General features: G+C 65.4%; 15 protein-coding genes. 2 read left to right on the top strand and 13 right to left on the bottom strand.

The features are described from left to right. The 12 genes from pal to ACT6QG_RS08195 all read right to left on the bottom strand — a co-directional run bounded on the left by pal (window position 1) and on the right by ACT6QG_RS08195 (window position 12,083). On the bottom strand, window positions 1-498 hold the full coding sequence (gene pal / locus ACT6QG_RS08250) for a peptidoglycan-associated lipoprotein Pal (protein ID WP_444977094.1): 498 nt from the start codon (window positions 496-498) through the stop codon (window positions 1-3). Window positions 499-902: 404 nt separating this feature from the next. Then, on the bottom strand, window positions 903-2,228 hold the full coding sequence (gene tolB, locus ACT6QG_RS08245; RefSeq protein WP_444977093.1) for a Tol-Pal system beta propeller repeat protein TolB: 1,326 nt from the start codon (window positions 2,226-2,228) through the stop codon (window positions 903-905). Between the two features lie 153 nt (window positions 2,229-2,381). Beyond that, window positions 2,382-3,362 (bottom strand): cell envelope integrity protein TolA, encoded by a 981-nt coding sequence (gene tolA / locus ACT6QG_RS08240; RefSeq protein ID WP_444977092.1) that lies wholly within the window; start codon window positions 3,360-3,362, stop codon window positions 2,382-2,384. Window positions 3,363-3,370: 8 nt separating this feature from the next. Next, complete coding sequence (tolR, locus tag ACT6QG_RS08235; RefSeq protein WP_444977091.1) at window positions 3,371-3,832, bottom strand: protein TolR; 462 nt, start codon at window positions 3,830-3,832, stop codon at window positions 3,371-3,373. Between the two features lie 2 nt (window positions 3,833-3,834). Further along, complete coding sequence (gene tolQ / locus ACT6QG_RS08230) at window positions 3,835-4,512, bottom strand: protein TolQ (protein ID WP_444977426.1); 678 nt, start codon at window positions 4,510-4,512, stop codon at window positions 3,835-3,837. A 454-nt stretch (window positions 4,513-4,966) separates the two neighbouring features. Continuing rightward, window positions 4,967-5,488 carry a tol-pal system-associated acyl-CoA thioesterase gene (ybgC, locus tag ACT6QG_RS08225; RefSeq protein ID WP_444977425.1) on the bottom strand — a complete coding sequence of 174 codons (522 nt, stop codon included), beginning with the start codon at window positions 5,486-5,488 and terminating at the stop codon, window positions 4,967-4,969. Between the two features lie 189 nt (window positions 5,489-5,677). Beyond that, complete coding sequence (locus tag ACT6QG_RS08220) at window positions 5,678-6,091, bottom strand: DUF2852 domain-containing protein (RefSeq protein WP_444977090.1); 414 nt, start codon at window positions 6,089-6,091, stop codon at window positions 5,678-5,680. Window positions 6,092-6,170: 79 nt separating this feature from the next. After that, complete coding sequence (locus ACT6QG_RS08215) at window positions 6,171-6,803, bottom strand: TetR/AcrR family transcriptional regulator (protein ID WP_444977089.1); 633 nt, start codon at window positions 6,801-6,803, stop codon at window positions 6,171-6,173. Window positions 6,804-6,851: 48 nt separating this feature from the next. Continuing rightward, complete coding sequence (ruvB, locus tag ACT6QG_RS08210; protein ID WP_444977088.1) at window positions 6,852-7,892, bottom strand: Holliday junction branch migration DNA helicase RuvB; 1,041 nt, start codon at window positions 7,890-7,892, stop codon at window positions 6,852-6,854. A 188-nt stretch (window positions 7,893-8,080) separates the two neighbouring features. Further along, on the bottom strand, window positions 8,081-8,698 hold the full coding sequence (gene ruvA, locus ACT6QG_RS08205; protein ID WP_444977087.1) for a Holliday junction branch migration protein RuvA: 618 nt from the start codon (window positions 8,696-8,698) through the stop codon (window positions 8,081-8,083). A 151-nt stretch (window positions 8,699-8,849) separates the two neighbouring features. Further along, a complete protein-coding gene (gene ruvC, locus ACT6QG_RS08200; protein WP_444977086.1) occupies window positions 8,850-9,362 on the bottom strand; it encodes a crossover junction endodeoxyribonuclease RuvC in 513 nt (170 codons plus the stop codon). A 195-nt stretch (window positions 9,363-9,557) separates the two neighbouring features. Next, window positions 9,558-12,083: a hypothetical protein gene (locus ACT6QG_RS08195; RefSeq protein ID WP_444977085.1), complete on the bottom strand. Its 2,526-nt coding sequence runs from the start codon at window positions 12,081-12,083 to the stop codon at window positions 9,558-9,560. Window positions 12,084-12,417: 334 nt separating this feature from the next. Here ACT6QG_RS08195 and ACT6QG_RS08190 point away from each other — a divergent pair, with 334 nt between their 5' ends. Next, window positions 12,418-12,852 carry a MerR family transcriptional regulator gene (locus ACT6QG_RS08190; protein ID WP_444977084.1) on the top strand — a complete coding sequence of 145 codons (435 nt, stop codon included), beginning with the start codon at window positions 12,418-12,420 and terminating at the stop codon, window positions 12,850-12,852. Window positions 12,853-12,955: 103 nt separating this feature from the next. On the opposite strand, the gene ACT6QG_RS08185 is transcribed toward ACT6QG_RS08190, so the two are convergent. After that, window positions 12,956-13,705, bottom strand: coding sequence for a YebC/PmpR family DNA-binding transcriptional regulator (locus tag ACT6QG_RS08185; RefSeq protein ID WP_444977083.1), 750 nt, complete (start codon window positions 13,703-13,705; stop codon window positions 12,956-12,958). A 349-nt stretch (window positions 13,706-14,054) separates the two neighbouring features. On the opposite strand from ACT6QG_RS08185, the gene pdeM reads away from it, so the two are divergent. Beyond that, on the top strand, window positions 14,055-14,750 hold the full coding sequence (gene pdeM, locus ACT6QG_RS08180) for a ligase-associated DNA damage response endonuclease PdeM (RefSeq protein WP_444977082.1): 696 nt from the start codon (window positions 14,055-14,057) through the stop codon (window positions 14,748-14,750). Window positions 14,751-14,773 lie beyond the last annotated feature (23 nt).

Raw genomic sequence — 14,773 nt, 5'->3', positions numbered from 1 at the left:
TCAGGCACCGCCTGCGTTCAGCACAGTCACCGCGCGGCGGTTCTGCGACCAGCAGGAAATGTCGTTGCACACCGCCACCGGGCGTTCCTTGCCGTAGGAAATGGTGCGCATGCGCGACTGGTCGATGCCGCGGGCGGCCAGATAGTTGCGCACCGACTGGGCACGCTTGGCGCCGAGGGCGACGTTGTATTCACGGGTGCCGCGCTCATCCGCATGGCCTTCGATGGTGAAGGTGTAGCGGTTGTACTGCTGCAGCCACTGGGCCTGACGATCCAGCGTGGCGCGGGCCTGCGCGTTCAGGTCGGTGCTGTCGCTGTCAAAGAAGACGCGATCACCCACCGCCACCACGAACTGCTGCGGCGAACCGGGCGGGCCGCCCTGGCTGCCGAAGCCGGCATTGTTTCCAGAATTCTGTGTGTTCGCGCATGCACCCAGTGCCAGCGCAAGACCAAAAAGCGCCGCGAACCGGAGGCCGCGAGCCTTCCCTTGAAAACGCATCCGGTGTCTCCCATTCTCCACGCAACCCGGTGAGCTGCCTTAACAAGCTGCCGGTTAAGCGTTCGTTCCATTCACGGGTCTTGCGACCCAGATTCGGTGAAATCCAAGGGGCCTCGCCGGAAAGTGCGGGCCTTGGTTTCCATTTGATTAAAAGCCGTATCGCAAAGTGCCATCCCGGCATTCCCGCGCGCCTTTTGCAAAAAGGCCACAGCGGCAGATCACCGGCCGGACTTGACATGAGCCTTCACTGACCCGGCCTCGTGGCGGGATCATGGCGAGTCTGTGCAGCCACCATGACCTGTGTTCCCGAAAGCACAAACCCCGCAGATCCGTGACCAAAAAGACACAGATTGCGGGGCTGGAGAGGCGCGCCGAAACTGGCGCGCAAGCCTGAAAGCGGCGGCTCAGGAGCGCAATGGCGACCAGGCCGGGTCAGACGCATAAGAGGGTGTGGGCAGGCGCATCTCGTTATAGCCGGTGGTGTTCACCGTATAGAGCGAGGGCCCGGACCCGCCACCCGGATCCCGGAAGAAGGCCAGCACCCGGCCGTTGGGGCAGAAGCTCGGCCCCTCATTGTGATAGCCTTCCGTGAGCACGCGCTCGCCGGAACCGTCCGGCTTCATCACGCCGATGGCGAACTGACCCCGGCTGGAACGGGTGAAGGCAATCCAGTCTCCGCGCGGCGACCAGACCGGCGTGGAATAGCGCGCATCGCCAAACGAGATGCGCTGCTGGTTCGAGCCATCCGCATTCATGATGTAGATCTGCGAGGAACCGCCACGGTCACTCTCGAAGCAGATCTGCCGGCCATCCGGCGAATAGCATGGCCCGGTGTCGATGGCGGATGTGTTGGTGAGCCGGCGGGTCGCCTTGGAGCGCAGGTCCATGACGAAGATATTGGCATTGCCGTTCTGGTCCAGGCTCATGATGACGCTCTGTCCATCCGGCGCGAAGCGCGGGGAGAAGGTCATGCCCGGAAACTGGCCCACAACCTCGCGCTGGCCTGTCTCGATATTGAGCAGATACACGCGCGGCGCATTGCCGGTGTAGGACATGTAGACGATTTCCTGCGCGGTGGGCGAAAAGCGCGGGGTCATCACCAGTTCATCGCCGCGGGTGAGATAGCTTACATTCGCGCCGTCCTGATCCATGATGGCGAGGCGCTTGACGCGCTGCTGCTTGGGTCCGCTCTCATCCACAAAGGCGATGCGCGTGTCGAAATAGCCCGGCTCGCCCGTGAGCCGCTGGTAGATCACGTCTGCGATGATATGGGCGATGCGACGCCAGTTGTCCGGCTGGGCGACAAACTGCTGGCCGGTGAGCTGCTGGCCGGCGAACACGTCCCACAGGCGGAAGGTCACCTGAAAGCGGCCATCGGCCTGCCGGGTCACCCGCCCGGTCATCAGCGCCTGGGCATTGATGACCCGCCAGTCCTGGAAGCGGGGCGCATCCGGGTTGGTGATCTTCTCGATAAAGGCGTTGGGGTCGATCGGCGCGAACAGGCCGGAGCGCTTCAGGTCATTGGAAATGACCTCGGTGATGGCGCGCGCCTGCTGGGGATCGCCCAGCAGGTCCGGCAGCGCGATCGGGATCGGCTGCGGGGTGCCGGAGGTGATGTCCAGCTTGAGCTGCGCTGCGGCGGGGGTCGCCTGCAGCATGGCGCCGGCAGCAAGCGCGCCGCCTGCCGTCAGAAGGCGACGGCGGTTCAACACAAGTCCGTTGCTATTCATCAGCGGCATCACGATTCACAATCCCCGAGCGGGTCATCCAGCGTTTGCTGTTTATACCCGACACAATGATGACTTCTATATGGAAAACATGTCTTTGCACCCCCGGCAACCGCCCGCCGCCGGTGCCGGCAGCGAGGCTGGCCAGAGGTGGCGTCACCTGTCGAACTCCTGCGGACGGAATGTCAGGTCCATGCTCTTCCACTGGTTATAGGTTTCCTTGCGGAACATGGTGAAAGGCTGGCAGCGCACCAGCGCGGCAATGGCGGTGCGGGCCAGCACCGGGCCATAGGGCGGCGCGGTGCCACGCATCACCTGCGGCTCTCCTGCAAGAGAACCATCCGGCTTCAGGTCCACACGCACATCCACATAAACCGGCTGGTCATTGGGAATGCCGGTGGTGTTCCAGCACTGGCGCATGCGGGCGCGGAAGGCGTCGATCTCGCTCATGCTCAATGTCGCGGCCGTACCCTGCGGCGAGCCGAGGGACGTGGTGTCAGACACCTCGCCACCACTGGCCACCTGCCGGTTGGGCGTGCGCTTGTCGAGCAGCTCCTTGATTTCATCCGTGCTGAAATCCCGCGCCGGGGCATCGCTCTCCACCGGGCGCGGCGGCGTGCGCGGCACGGGCGGGCGGCGCGGTGGCAGCGGTGCAGGCTGAAGCGCGGCCTCCTGCTGCGGCTTGGTCTCCGCGGGCTTGGGCTCATTCTTCGGCGCGTCATCCGCCTTCGGCTGCGGTTCAGCCGGCTTGGGCTCTACGGGCTTCGGCTCCGGGGGCTTGGGCTGTGGCGGTTTCGGCTCCGGGGGCTTTTCCACCGGCTTGGGCTCCGGCGGCTTGGGGGGCTGGGAAGGCGGTGGCGGCTGGGTCACATCCACCGGCGCCTTGTCGCTGGCCTTCAGGCGATGATCGGCCGGCGGGGTGGGATCGCCCACCTTTTCGGCCACCTGCTTGGGCTTTTCGGTCTTCTCGCCGGTCTTCACGCCCTTGGTGAGCTTGGTGAAATCCGAGGCGGAGATGATGTCCACGGGCATGGATTCAGGCACGGGCTCAAACGGCTCCGCCCCGGTGAATGTCACCAGGGCCAGCACGAGCACACTCGCATGCAGGAGCGTTGATGCCGTAAGGCCGACCTTCATGGTGCCCTTTAGCCTCCCTGTTCCACTTCCGTCACCAGGGCCACGCGCTTGAATCCGGCCCCGGAAAGACGGCCCATGACACGCATGACGGTGCCATAGTCCACGCTCTTGTCGCCGCGCACGAAGATGCGCTCCTCCATGCCGCCACGGGCCTTGGTGATGGCTTCAAGCTTGGGCACGAGCTCCTCATAGGAGATTTCGCTCTCGCCCACGAAAATCTGGCCCTTCCCGTTCACGGAAAGGGTGATGGGCTCCTGGTCATTATCCTGGTTCACGCCGGAGGCCTGCGTCTGCGGCAGGTCGATCGGAATGCCGACGGACAGCATGGGCGCCGCCACCATGAAGATGATGAGCAGCACCAGCATGACGTCGACCATCGGCGTCACGTTGATCTCGGCCATGACGGGCGGTGCACGGCGGCGTGCGCGACGGCTCTGCCACCCGCCTCCTCCTCCTCCAGACATGCCCATGATCAGCCCCGCTCATCAATCTGCCGCGACAGGATGGCGGAGAACTCATCCGCGAATCCTTCGAGGCGCTGGGCCTGACGCCCCACCTGCGAGATGAACTTGTTGTAGAAAATCGTCGCGGGAATGGCTGCAATGAGGCCGATTGCCGTCGCGAACAAGGCTTCCGCGATACCGGGCGCCACCACCGCCAGAGAGGTGTTCTTGGAGGCCGCGATGGACTGGAAGGAGCTCATGATGCCCCACACCGTGCCGAAAAGGCCAATGAACGGGCCGGCCGAACCCACGGTCGCCAGCACCAGCAGTCGGCTTTCCAGCCGCTCCACCTCGCGGGCAATGGTCACATTCATCACCTTGTCGAGGCGCTGGTTCAGGCCGGCCAGGGAGCGCGCGCCGCCTTCATAGGTGCGCTTCCACTCCCGCATGGCGGCAATGAAGATGGCGGCCATGCCCTGATTGTTCCGCCCCGAAAGCGAACGGTACAGGTCCTCAAGGCTCTGGCCGGACCAGAACACCTGTTCGAACTGGTCCATCTCCCGCTTGTAGCGGCCATAGAGAATGGTCTTGTCGATAATGATCGCCCAGACCCAGATGGAGGCGATGATCAGCCCGAACATCACAAGCTTCACGACGAAGTGAGCCTGCATGAACAGGGAAAGGAAAGACATGTCCGGCGGCGGCATGCTGGAGGCGGCAGAGGCTTCCACCTCCTGCGCCAGAGCGGGCGCAAGGCCAAGCGCCAGCGCCGCGCACGCCACAAGCGTGCCGGTGGCCAGCATCCGCGCGGCGCGCGCCGGGGCAGGCCCCGCCATCCATGCGCGGGTCAAAGAGGCGGCGCTGCCGGCTTCACCTGAAAGCCGCACGCCAGTTCTACCGATCATAAGGTCCATTACCGGCTCCGCTGGGCGCGACACGGGGCCGCGCAGGACTGCCCCCGCCGCATCCGTCCAGAATTCCCTGTTGTTTCACAAGGTGAGTCTGTCCAAACTTTGACGGAAGCACCGCTTCCTGCTGCAGTGCACATGGCATCGCAGCTTTCAGCGAAGCTAGACATGATCATGCTTAAGGAGGCGTTAGCGCCCAATCATATTCGTTAAATGCAGGGCACATTTGCAGCAGACGCAGGCATATTTCGCCTCAACGCCGGGGAATATCCAGACTTTCCGTCTCGCGCGCATGTTCGGTCGTCACCTGCCGCAAGGCATCCGGGATGCGCTTGGCGCGCCCCTGCGAGACGAAAGCGACACGCACCGTGGCGCTCACCAGAAGCTCATCCCCGCGGCGCACCTGCTGCAACAGGGTGATGGAGGCCCCCGCCACCTCGCGTGAGAGCGTATAGACCTGCAACACATCATCAATGCGGGCAGGGCGCAGGAAATCGATCTGCATGCCCCGCACGACGAAATGGAAACCGGGCGCCTCTTCCGCCGCCTGCGCGAACAGCTCGCCCTGCACCACGCCCAGCAGGCGCATATAGTCCGAGCGGCCGCGCTCCATGAATTTCAGATAGTTGGCATGGTAGACGATGCCGGAGAAATCCGTGTCCTCATAATAGACGCGCAGGGCCAGACAATGCCCGCCCGGCACCAGCCGCCCGGCAAGATTGGGGTATGCCTCCAGCTCGCCCTGCGTCACCGCCCGCTCGCCTGCCACATCCATCTTCATGCCGGTATCCCGTTCATCATGTGCGCCACACTTGCTGCGGCACAACTAGCCCTCATCCTGGAAGAATGACAAGAGCCGCGCCCTGGCCCGCCGCCAGAAAAGAAAACGCGCTCCTGTGCACAGGAGCGCGTTCCCGTGCCGCCCGCGGGCTGGTCGCGGGCGGCAGATTCAGCTGTCAGGCGGTCAGTTCGCCGGCGGGGGTTCGGGCGCGGGGCCAGCGGGGCGCTCGCGGCGCTCTGCCATGAACTGGTCGAACTCCGCCTTGTCCTTGGCCTGACGCAGGCGCTCAAGGAAGGAGCGAAACTCCTTCTGTTCATCCTCAAGGCGGCGCAGCGTATCCTGACGATATTCATCGAAAGCGCTGTTGCCGCTGGAAGGCATGGCCTCGCTCCACCGGGTGAAGGCGCTGCGCACGGCATCCTCACCATTTTCACGCCAGCGCCTGAAACCAGATTTGCGACCAAAGCACATGCGTCCACTCCAGATTGTGTAAGCCAGAATCGCCAGTCCCAACGGCCACCAGACAATGAAGCTGATGACCACCAGCGCGATCCAGGCCGGCCTGCCATAACAGTCGAGCTTGTGTGCGAGCTCCATGCCAGTCGTCCCGGTTAATGTTTATTACATTAACATATATGGGAATGAAAATATGGCTTGTCAATGAGGCCGCAGCCATTCATGCGGAGGATGTGCCAAGACCCTTGAGATAGATCAGGAATCCGGCTTCGAGAAGGTCTTCCGGCGGCATTGGCAGCTTGCGGCGGGAGTCATCGGGGCGGCCAAAAAGTGACGCAACGCCATGGGCCAGAGCCCATGTATGCAGCGCCACCATCAGCGCCGGCGGCCGGCCCGGCCCGGAAAAATGGGATACCAGCACCTCCGCCGCCTCGCGCAACACGCCGAAAGCCCGGTCTCCCGCCTGCTCCAGCACCTTGTTTCCGCTGACCGGAAGCCCGCTCTCGAACATGGCCATATATTCAGCCGGATGGTGACGGGCAAATTCCAGATAGGCCCGCCCCACCCGCTCATAGGCTGCGGCAGGTGTTGGCTTGCCCTGCTGCCAGGCCGTCTTCAGCGCCTCGGCCAGACGGTCGAAACCGGCCCCGGCAACGGCGGCGACCATCTCATCGCGGTCGCGAAAATGACGATAGGGCGCGGCCGCGCTCACGCCTGCCCGGCGCGCCGCCTCGGCAAAAGTGATGCCTGCAACCCCCTTCTCAAGAATGAGATCAAGGGTCGCGCGCATCAGGGCCTCCCGCAGATTGCCATGATGATAGCCGCGCGGCTCGTCGTTTTGCTTCCAGCTCATGTGAAGGAGGTTTACATCTATCCGGGAAAGAGGTCGATATGGGGCGGATCAAGGCGCATCAGGGTCGAACAGGGGCATGGGGGCGGCCTGTTCGCGCCTGGGCTCGGGCAGGCCCATATGGCGATAGGCCAGCGCCGTGAGCATGCGCCCGCGCGGGGTGCGCTGGATGAAGCCCTGCTGAACCAGATAGGGCTCCACGATTTCCTCGATCGCATCACGCGGCTCGGAAAGGGCGGCGGCGATGGTATCCACCCCCACCGGGCCGCCATTATAGAATTCGGCGATCACGGTGAGATAGCGCCGGTCCATGGCATCCAGCCCCAGTGAATCCACTTCCAGTGCCCGCAAGGCGCGGTCCGCAATCGTGCGGTCGATCGCATCGCCCCCGGCCACCAGAGCGAAATCCCGCACCCGGCGCAGCAGACGGCCGGCGATACGCGGGGTGCCACGGGCCCGGCGGGCGATTTCGGTTGCCCCATCAGGCACAATGCCAACACCCATCACCCTGGCCGCGCGGGTGACGATTTTCTCCAGTTCCTCCACCGTATAGAACTGGAGGCGCACAGGAATGCCGAACCTGTCGCGCAGCGGTGTGGTGAGCAGGCCCGAACGGGTGGTCGCCCCCACCAGCGTGAATTTGGGCAGGGAGATCTTCACCGAACGGGCGGCCGGCCCCTCGCCGATCATCAGGTCCAGCTCGTAATCCTCCATGGCGGGGTAGAGAATTTCCTCCACCGCCGGGGAAAGCCGGTGAATTTCATCGATGAAGAGCACGTCTCGCTCTTCCAGATTGGTGAGAATGGCCGCCAGATCGCCCGCCTTGGCGATGACCGGGCCGGATGTGGAGCGGAAGCCGACGCCCATCTCGCGGGACATGATCTGCGCCAGTGTGGTCTTGCCCAGGCCGGGCGGGCCGACAAACAGCACATGGTCCAGCGCCTCGCCGCGGGCGCGGGCGGCCTTGATGAACACCTCAAGATTGGCACGCGCCTGCGCCTGCCCCACAAACTCCCCCAGAAGCTGGGGGCGCAGGGTGGAATCGGCTTCGTCCTCGCCGCGTTTCTCGCCCGAGATGAGACGGGTGTTCATCAGATCAAGCTGCCTGTCTTGTGGAAGCAGATGGCATCGGCCACAGCAGATGCACCCGTCCAGAAATCATCCGCGTCACATGCGCGCCGGCCTGGATCAAACAGCCGGCCCCTGCCGCAATAGCGCAGGGGCAGCATGGACGAAAGCGGAACATCGCAGAGCATCTGCGGAAAAACCAGCCCCAGCCTTTATTTCGCCAGCTCTTTCAGGCCGAGGCGGATGAGTGTTTCCGCCGAGGCATCCTCTCCGGCGGCCCGCAATGCGGCCGCCACTGCGGCATGCGCCTGCGGCAGGCCATAGCCCAGATTGGTGAGGGCCGAGATGGCATCCCCGGCCGCCCCCGCCTCTGCCGCGCCACCAGCGCCGGCCCCCGCCGCCACGGGGACGAAATCCCCGATCGCGCCGGCCGGAGCCTTGTCTTTCAGCTCGGTGATGATGCGGGTGGCAACCCGCGGCCCCACGCCCGGCGCCCGCGCCACCGCGGCCTTGTCTCCCAGCGCCACCGCCTGCGCCAGCTCTGCCGGACGCAGGGTGGAGAGCACGGCCAGCGCCGTTTTCGCGCCAATGCCCTGCACGCCCTGCAGCAGGCGGAACCACTCCTGCTCCGTTTCCGAGGCAAAGCCGTAAAGGCGGATCATGTCCTCACGCACAAAGGTCTCGATGAACAGCGCCACCGCCTCCCCGCCGCGCGGCAATGACTCCAGCGTCCGCGCGGAGCAATGCACCAGATAGCCGACGCCATGGACATCGAGGATCAGATGATCCTCGCGCACGGCCTCCACCACCCCCTTCAGCTTGCCTATCATGTGATATCCCTGCGCCAGCCGCCGACGCCTTTTTCCGAATGCGGAAGGCTGTCGAGGATGCTGGCCTGTTCTGAAAAGAAGATGCGCCCTTCAGGGCGCCCCGCATGCCGGCTCCCGGCCCGGCCTTCCGATATCCGGCCCGAACCGGGCGCTACTGCCCGGCCCGCAGCGCCCGCTCCACCGCGCCGCGATGATGGGCATGGGTGATGGCGATGGCCAGCGCATCGGCCTCATCCTCGCTTTCGGGAGAGGCCTTGGGCAGCAGCACATTCACCATCATGCGCACCTGCGCCTTCTCCGCCCGGCCCGCGCCCACCACGCTCTTCTTCACCAGAAGAGGCGCATATTCGGCCACGCTCAGGCCCTGCTGGGCGGGCACCAGCATCACCACGCCACGCGCCTGCCCCAGCTTCAGGGTCGAGGCGGGGTTCATGTTCACGAAGGTTTCCTCCACCGCCGCCTCATCGGGCGCAAACTGCGCCACCACCATGGACAGCAGCCGGTGCAGTTCCGCCAGCCGCTGCCCCATGGGCGCCTTTTCTGGCGGCAGCACCGTGCCGCTGGCGATATAGGAAAGGCGGGTGCCGGTCTGCTCGATCACCCCCCAGCCGGTACGGCGCAGGCCCGGGTCCAGGCCGATGATCCGAATCGCGCTTGTGCTCATGCTGACAGGGTGCTCCATCCGCCCAAGAGAAAAAAGGCCAAGAGAAAGGACAGGCAGAAAAGGCGGCCCGCCAGCCCTCACCCCCTGCCACCCCGCCCTGCGACCAATGCGCGGCAGGCGCTTGCCATGTCGCGCCCTGTGAAAGCCGGTGCGGCCTATGCCCCGCATGCCTTGCGCCCGCGGGAATAGCGCGCCTCAGCGCCGGCTGGCCAGCATCTGCCCGGACATGGAATTGATGGACTGGCCCGAGAACATCTGCGCGGGAATGTCCCGCGGCGCCTGCGTCATGTCCTGCGCCGGAACCCGGGCCCTGCCGCGTCCGGCCATCTTGTCGGCAGCCGGATCCGCCCATTCAGGACGCAGGGCCAGCGTGTTCACTGCCTCATTCACCGGGCGGGCGCGGAAGGCGGCGACACGGCGGCGCACCTCGTCAACCAGCGCGGGGTCCATCCGGCTGGCCAGTTCGTCCCGCTTCTGCGCGCTGTCCGTATCGCCCTGATTGGCGGCAATGGAGAACCAGTTGAGCGCCTCCTTCAGATCCGTGTGCCCGGAAAGACCGCGCGCATGGATGACGCCCAGATTGTGCTGCGCATCGCGCTTGCCATATTCGGCCGCGCTGCGGAACCAGTGAATGGCCTGCTCCCAGTCCGCGCCCTTGCCATTGATGCCCTGCGCATGCAGGGCGGCCAGATTGTGCATGGCCTGCACATGGCCCTGCTCTGCCGCCCAGCCATAAAAGCGCTTGGCCTCGGCCGGGTTGAACACATCATTCTCATAGAGGCTGCCAAGGGTGAAGGCGGCCTGCGCAGACCCCTTGCTGACAGCATAGCCCAGCCATTTCAGGGCAGCGTCCAGATCAACCGGAGTGCCCTTGCCCTCAGCATAGCGCACCGCGACCTCATGGGCGGCGGCAAGATTGCCGGCGCGCGCATCTGCCTGAAGGGCAGCCGGGCCCACGGGCGCGGGCAGATCGGCCATGGAGGCCACGCCTGCGGAACGGGCCGCCAGTGAATCCATCAGGGCCGAAGCATGGGTCTGCAACGCATCCCGCTTGATCCAGACCAGACCGGCGGAAGACACGAGCGCGACGGCGAGAACCGAAGCGGCAACCCCCTTCCAGCCCACATGATGCGGACGCGGACGCAGCTTCTGCCCCCGGACAGGCCGCTTCACACGCGGACGGGCCGACTGGGCATCATTGTGCGAGGCCTCGGCCGGGCCCTGACGCCCGGGGCGCGGGCCATTCGCCGCAGAATCAAAGGCCGGCTCCTGCCGTCCGCCGCCCAGCGCCTCGGCAAAGGCGGCATCGAATTCGGCATCCGGCGGCAGCTCTCCTGCCCTTTCTGCCGTGGGGGCGGACTGCGATGAGGCCCAGCGCGGTTCGGTGCGACGCTCCGAATGCCAGCTGTCCTCACGGGTCTCGAATACCGGTTCCCGATGCAGGGGCTCCGGATGCTCCTCATCAACGGCTTCCGCCATCCCGGAGGCAGGCATATCCGTCTGGGGCGGCGGGGGCATGTCTTCCGCATGCGGTGCCCAGACGCCATCATCGGTGCGGCCGAGAACGAGAGAATCGTCATGGAAGGGCTCGCCCAGCCATGCGCTGGCGCGGCGCTCCACCTCATTCTGGCGGGCCTCCAGCGCCGCAAGGCCGCGCTTCAGACCCACAACGGCGGGGCCGTCCGAAGCATCGGAAACCTTCAGCGCCACAGCCTGCACCGCCTCCGCCGTCGCCTCGGCGGAGCTGGCATGCGCATGCTGCAATTCAACCAGAACCTGCTGGAGACCGGCCTCGATCCCATCCAGCCGGCCCAGCCGCTCCTGCGTCTGCTGGAAGCGCCTGTCGAGGGCGCGCAGCTGTTCCTCCACCGCTGCTGTCAGCGGACCTGTGGCCTTTCCAGTGGCACCCAGTGCATCCAGCTTGCGGGAAATCCGGGCCAGATGGTCCGCCAGAGCGGGATCTGCCGGTGCAGGATTGTGGAACCGGGCACCCAGCTCATCCAGCCGCCTGTGCAGCTGGTCCATATCCTTGCGGGCGCCCTGCCCCATGTGATCCATGCGCGAGAGCAGCTCGCGGGCCTGATGCTCAAAGGCTGCGGTGGCCGCCTCCACCTTGCGGGCGGCGACATCCCCGGCGCGGGCAACCTGCGCGGAACACGCATCCAGCCGCGACAGCAGCGCCTGAAGCCCCGTGCCGGAAAGCGAGCGCCGCACCAGATCAGTGAGTTCATCGGACTGTGCCTGAAGGCGCGCCACCTCGACCGGGCTGACAGCCTTGGCGTCCATCACCTCGATCTTGCGGGTCAGGACATCGATGCCGGCCGCCAGCGCCTGAAAGCGCTCCGGCGCCCGCATCTCTTCCAGGGCCTTGCGCAGGTCGGTGAGTTCCCGGGCCAAATGGTCCGCCTCGGCCTGCCCCGTCTCTCCCTGTGCGCGGGAAATATCCTGCACCTGCCGATGCAGCATGGAAATCGCGCGGTCCATCTCCACCACGGCGCGGCGCGGGGCGGCCTGGGCCAGGCGGGCGCGCAGGGTTTCCAGCTCGGCCCTCATGCCCTGCATGGCGCTGGCCGCATCATCGCGGGGTGTACTGACCTGTTCCGGCGGCATGGGCGCGGAGCGGCGCATGACCGGCGGCATCTCCCGCGCGGAACGCGCCGGCCCTGCCGCTGCATTGCTTCCTGCCCAGGCCGTGCGCTGAATTCGCTCGGTCCGCTCCATGCCCGCCTCCTTGTCACTGGTGTGCTGAAGGCCTCGCACACCGGGTGACGCATCGCAGTGATTCGCGAGAAGTAGCATTTGGCGATCATGGTAAACAGTTGGTTAAAGCCTGATTTCATGAGGATTCCCCAACTCATGTAACTGTTACTTTCCCTTAGGGTAGCACACCACCACTCCCGGTCGGTCCCCGGTCCAGCTAGGAATCAGGCAGCGATATGGCGGAAGCGAAAAAGCTCCGCCGATGGCCGCAAGACCATATGCAGCGCCATATCCCACACGAATGGCGACGCCGGCGGAAAGCCGGCCTGTTGAACCCCACAGGGAGAGATGACCGATGAACGCCAGCGCCTTCCCGCTCAGCCCCCCACCCCATGCCCAGGCCACGCCAGAGGGTGAGGAACTGTTCACGATTGGCGAGCTCGCGCGTGAATTCAGCACCACCCTGCGCGCCCTGCGTTTCTATGAGGACAAGGGCCTGCTCTCTCCCCGCCGCGAGGGCATGACACGCCTCTATACCGCTGCCGACCGCGAGCGGCTGGGTGTCATCCTCAAGGGCAAGCATCTGGGCTTTACCCTTTCTGAAATTCGCGCGCTGGTGGCGGCGCATGCGTCCAGCACTGCCGCGCCGTCCGCCGAATGCGCCGAGGCGGGCCTTGCCCTGACCCGGGACCGCTGCCTGAAGCAGCTGGCCCAGCTTGAGCGCCAGCGGGCCGAGATCGACTCCGCCATCTGCGAGCTGAAGTCCCTGGCGGAAAGCATGCCGGCCTGAACCGGCCTCCATGATCCGCCCGTGCACCATGGGCGCAAACGGAAAACGGCGGGCCAGAGCCCGCCGTTTGCATGTTCAGAAATGATGGAACCGGCAGGCCGGCTCACTCGCTGCTGAGCTTGGCCAGCATGGCATCGGACAATTCGAAATTGCCGGTGACATTCTGAACGTCATCATTGTCCTGCAGATTATCGACCAGACGCAGCAGCTTCTCGGCGGTTTCATCATCCACCGCCACGGTGTTCTGCGGACGCCAGATGAGCCCGGCCTTGCGCGGCTCGCCGAACAGGGCTTCCAGCGCACGCTGCACCTCGGCCAGATCGTCGCCGGCGCAAATCACCTCATGCCCGTCCTCATCGGAGGAGACATCCTCGGCGCCCGCCTCGATGGCGGCTTCCATCATCGCATCGGCATCGGCCCTGGAGGCATCGAACTCGATTGCGCCCACCCGGTCGAACATGAAGGACACCGCGCCGGTTTCAGCCAGATTGCCGCCGGACTTGGTGAAATAGGAGCGCACCTCGGAGGCGGTGCGGTTGCGGTTGTCCGTCAGCGCCTCGACGATGACAGCCACCCCGCCGGGGCCATAGCCCTCATAGCGGATCTCTTCATAATTGTCGGCATCACCACCGGCGGCCTTCTTGATGGCGCGCTCGATATTGTCCTTGGGCATGTTCTCGGCCCGGGCGGCCAGAATGGCGGCGCGCAGGCGCGGATTCATGTTCGGATCCGGCATGCCCAGCTTGGCGGAAACCGTGATTTCACGGGCCAGCTTGGAGAACAGCTTGGAGCGCATGGCATCCTGCCGCCCCTTGCGGTGCATGATATTCTTGAATTGTGAATGTCCGGCCATTGCCGCGCCACCATCAGGTTGAAGACCGGCCCCGCGCCCCACCCGAAGGCGGCGCCGCCCGGGCCGATACCGTTGACTTCGCAAGCCTTATAGGGGGCCGGCAGCGCAAAGAGCAAGAAAGCGGGAAAACTGCCCTCCTGTCATCCTGCCTTTAAAATCGGCAGAACAGCGCCAGTGCCTCGCCCGGAGCGCGGCATGCCCGGCGCAACCCCGCGCCGATGCTGGTTTTCCGCACCGCCCGCGCGCCTGCCCTGCCCCCGGCAGGGCCGCATCCCGCCCCGCCGGGCTCTCACGACAACGTGCAGCATCCCGTGCTTGCCTGCCCGCTCGCGCGCGGCACAATCCGCCCATGCGCGCACTGGCCGAATCGCCCCCCGCCCTCACGTCTCTTGCCCTGGCCGGAACATCGGTGTTGCTGGACCCTTCCGGCGCCCTGTTCTGGGCGGATGAGCGCGTGCTGGTGGTGGCGGACATGCATCTGGAAAAAGGCTCCGCTTTTGCCCGGCGCGGCCAGATGCTGCCCCCCTATGACAGCCTGGATACGCTGGCCCGCCTTGGCGCCCTCATCCGCACCCATGCCCCGCGCCTCGTCATCACCCTTGGAGACAGCCTTCATGACCGCTGGGCCCATGAGCGCCTGAGCGCACCGGCTCTGGACATGCTCGCCACCCTCCAGCGCGCCTGTACCTTCATCTGGATTGCCGGGAACCACGATCCCGTGCCCCATGATCTTGGCGGGGAAGGCGTGGAGATGTTTCAGCTTGGGCCATTCACCTTCCGTCACGAGCCTTCCCCGGAAGCCGTGAGCGGCGAGATCTGCGGCCATCTCCACCCGGCCGCGCGGGTTTCGATCCGCGGGCGCAGCATGCGGCGGCGCTGTTTCATCACCGATGGCCAGCGCATGGTGATGCCCGCCTTCGGGGCCTTCACCGGCGGGCTGGATGTGCAGCACCCGGCCATTGCCGGCCTGTTTCCGGGCGAGCATGATGTGCATCTGCTTGGAGAAGGGCGAACCTATCGCCTGCCCCGGCGCGCCCTGAGATAACACGCCCCGCGCGAGGATTGCGG

This window comes from Haloleucobacter ellipsoideus, from assembly GCF_052491725.1.
This window is presented reverse-complemented; position numbering and strand designations above follow the sequence as displayed.

What these genes read in the sequence shown, in the direction of transcription:
- ACT6QG_RS08185 (WP_444977083.1), bottom strand. Translation starts at nt 13,705, where the DNA reads ATGGCCGGACATTCACAATTCAAGAATATCATGCACCGCAAGGGGCGG.
- tolB (WP_444977093.1), bottom strand. Translation starts at nt 2,228, where the DNA reads ATGAATAGCAACGGACTTGTGTTGAACCGCCGTCGCCTTCTGACGGCA.
- pdeM (WP_444977082.1), top strand. Translation starts at nt 14,055, where the DNA reads ATGCGCGCACTGGCCGAATCGCCCCCCGCCCTCACGTCTCTTGCCCTG.
- tolQ (WP_444977426.1), bottom strand. Translation starts at nt 4,512, where the DNA reads ATGCCGCCGCCGGACATGTCTTTCCTTTCCCTGTTCATGCAGGCTCAC.
- ACT6QG_RS08195 (WP_444977085.1), bottom strand. Translation starts at nt 12,083, where the DNA reads ATGGAGCGGACCGAGCGAATTCAGCGCACGGCCTGGGCAGGAAGCAAT.
- tolA (WP_444977092.1), bottom strand. Translation starts at nt 3,362, where the DNA reads ATGAAGGTCGGCCTTACGGCATCAACGCTCCTGCATGCGAGTGTGCTC.
- ACT6QG_RS08190 (WP_444977084.1), top strand. Translation starts at nt 12,418, where the DNA reads ATGAACGCCAGCGCCTTCCCGCTCAGCCCCCCACCCCATGCCCAGGCC.
- tolR (WP_444977091.1), bottom strand. Translation starts at nt 3,832, where the DNA reads ATGGGCATGTCTGGAGGAGGAGGAGGCGGGTGGCAGAGCCGTCGCGCA.
- ACT6QG_RS08215 (WP_444977089.1), bottom strand. Translation starts at nt 6,803, where the DNA reads ATGAGCTGGAAGCAAAACGACGAGCCGCGCGGCTATCATCATGGCAAT.
- ybgC (WP_444977425.1), bottom strand. Translation starts at nt 5,488, where the DNA reads ATGGATGTGGCAGGCGAGCGGGCGGTGACGCAGGGCGAGCTGGAGGCA.
- ruvB (WP_444977088.1), bottom strand. Translation starts at nt 7,892, where the DNA reads ATGAACACCCGTCTCATCTCGGGCGAGAAACGCGGCGAGGACGAAGCC.
- ruvA (WP_444977087.1), bottom strand. Translation starts at nt 8,698, where the DNA reads ATGATAGGCAAGCTGAAGGGGGTGGTGGAGGCCGTGCGCGAGGATCAT.
- pal (WP_444977094.1), bottom strand. Translation starts at nt 498, where the DNA reads ATGCGTTTTCAAGGGAAGGCTCGCGGCCTCCGGTTCGCGGCGCTTTTT.
- ACT6QG_RS08220 (WP_444977090.1), bottom strand. Translation starts at nt 6,091, where the DNA reads ATGGAGCTCGCACACAAGCTCGACTGTTATGGCAGGCCGGCCTGGATC.
- ruvC (WP_444977086.1), bottom strand. Translation starts at nt 9,362, where the DNA reads ATGAGCACAAGCGCGATTCGGATCATCGGCCTGGACCCGGGCCTGCGC.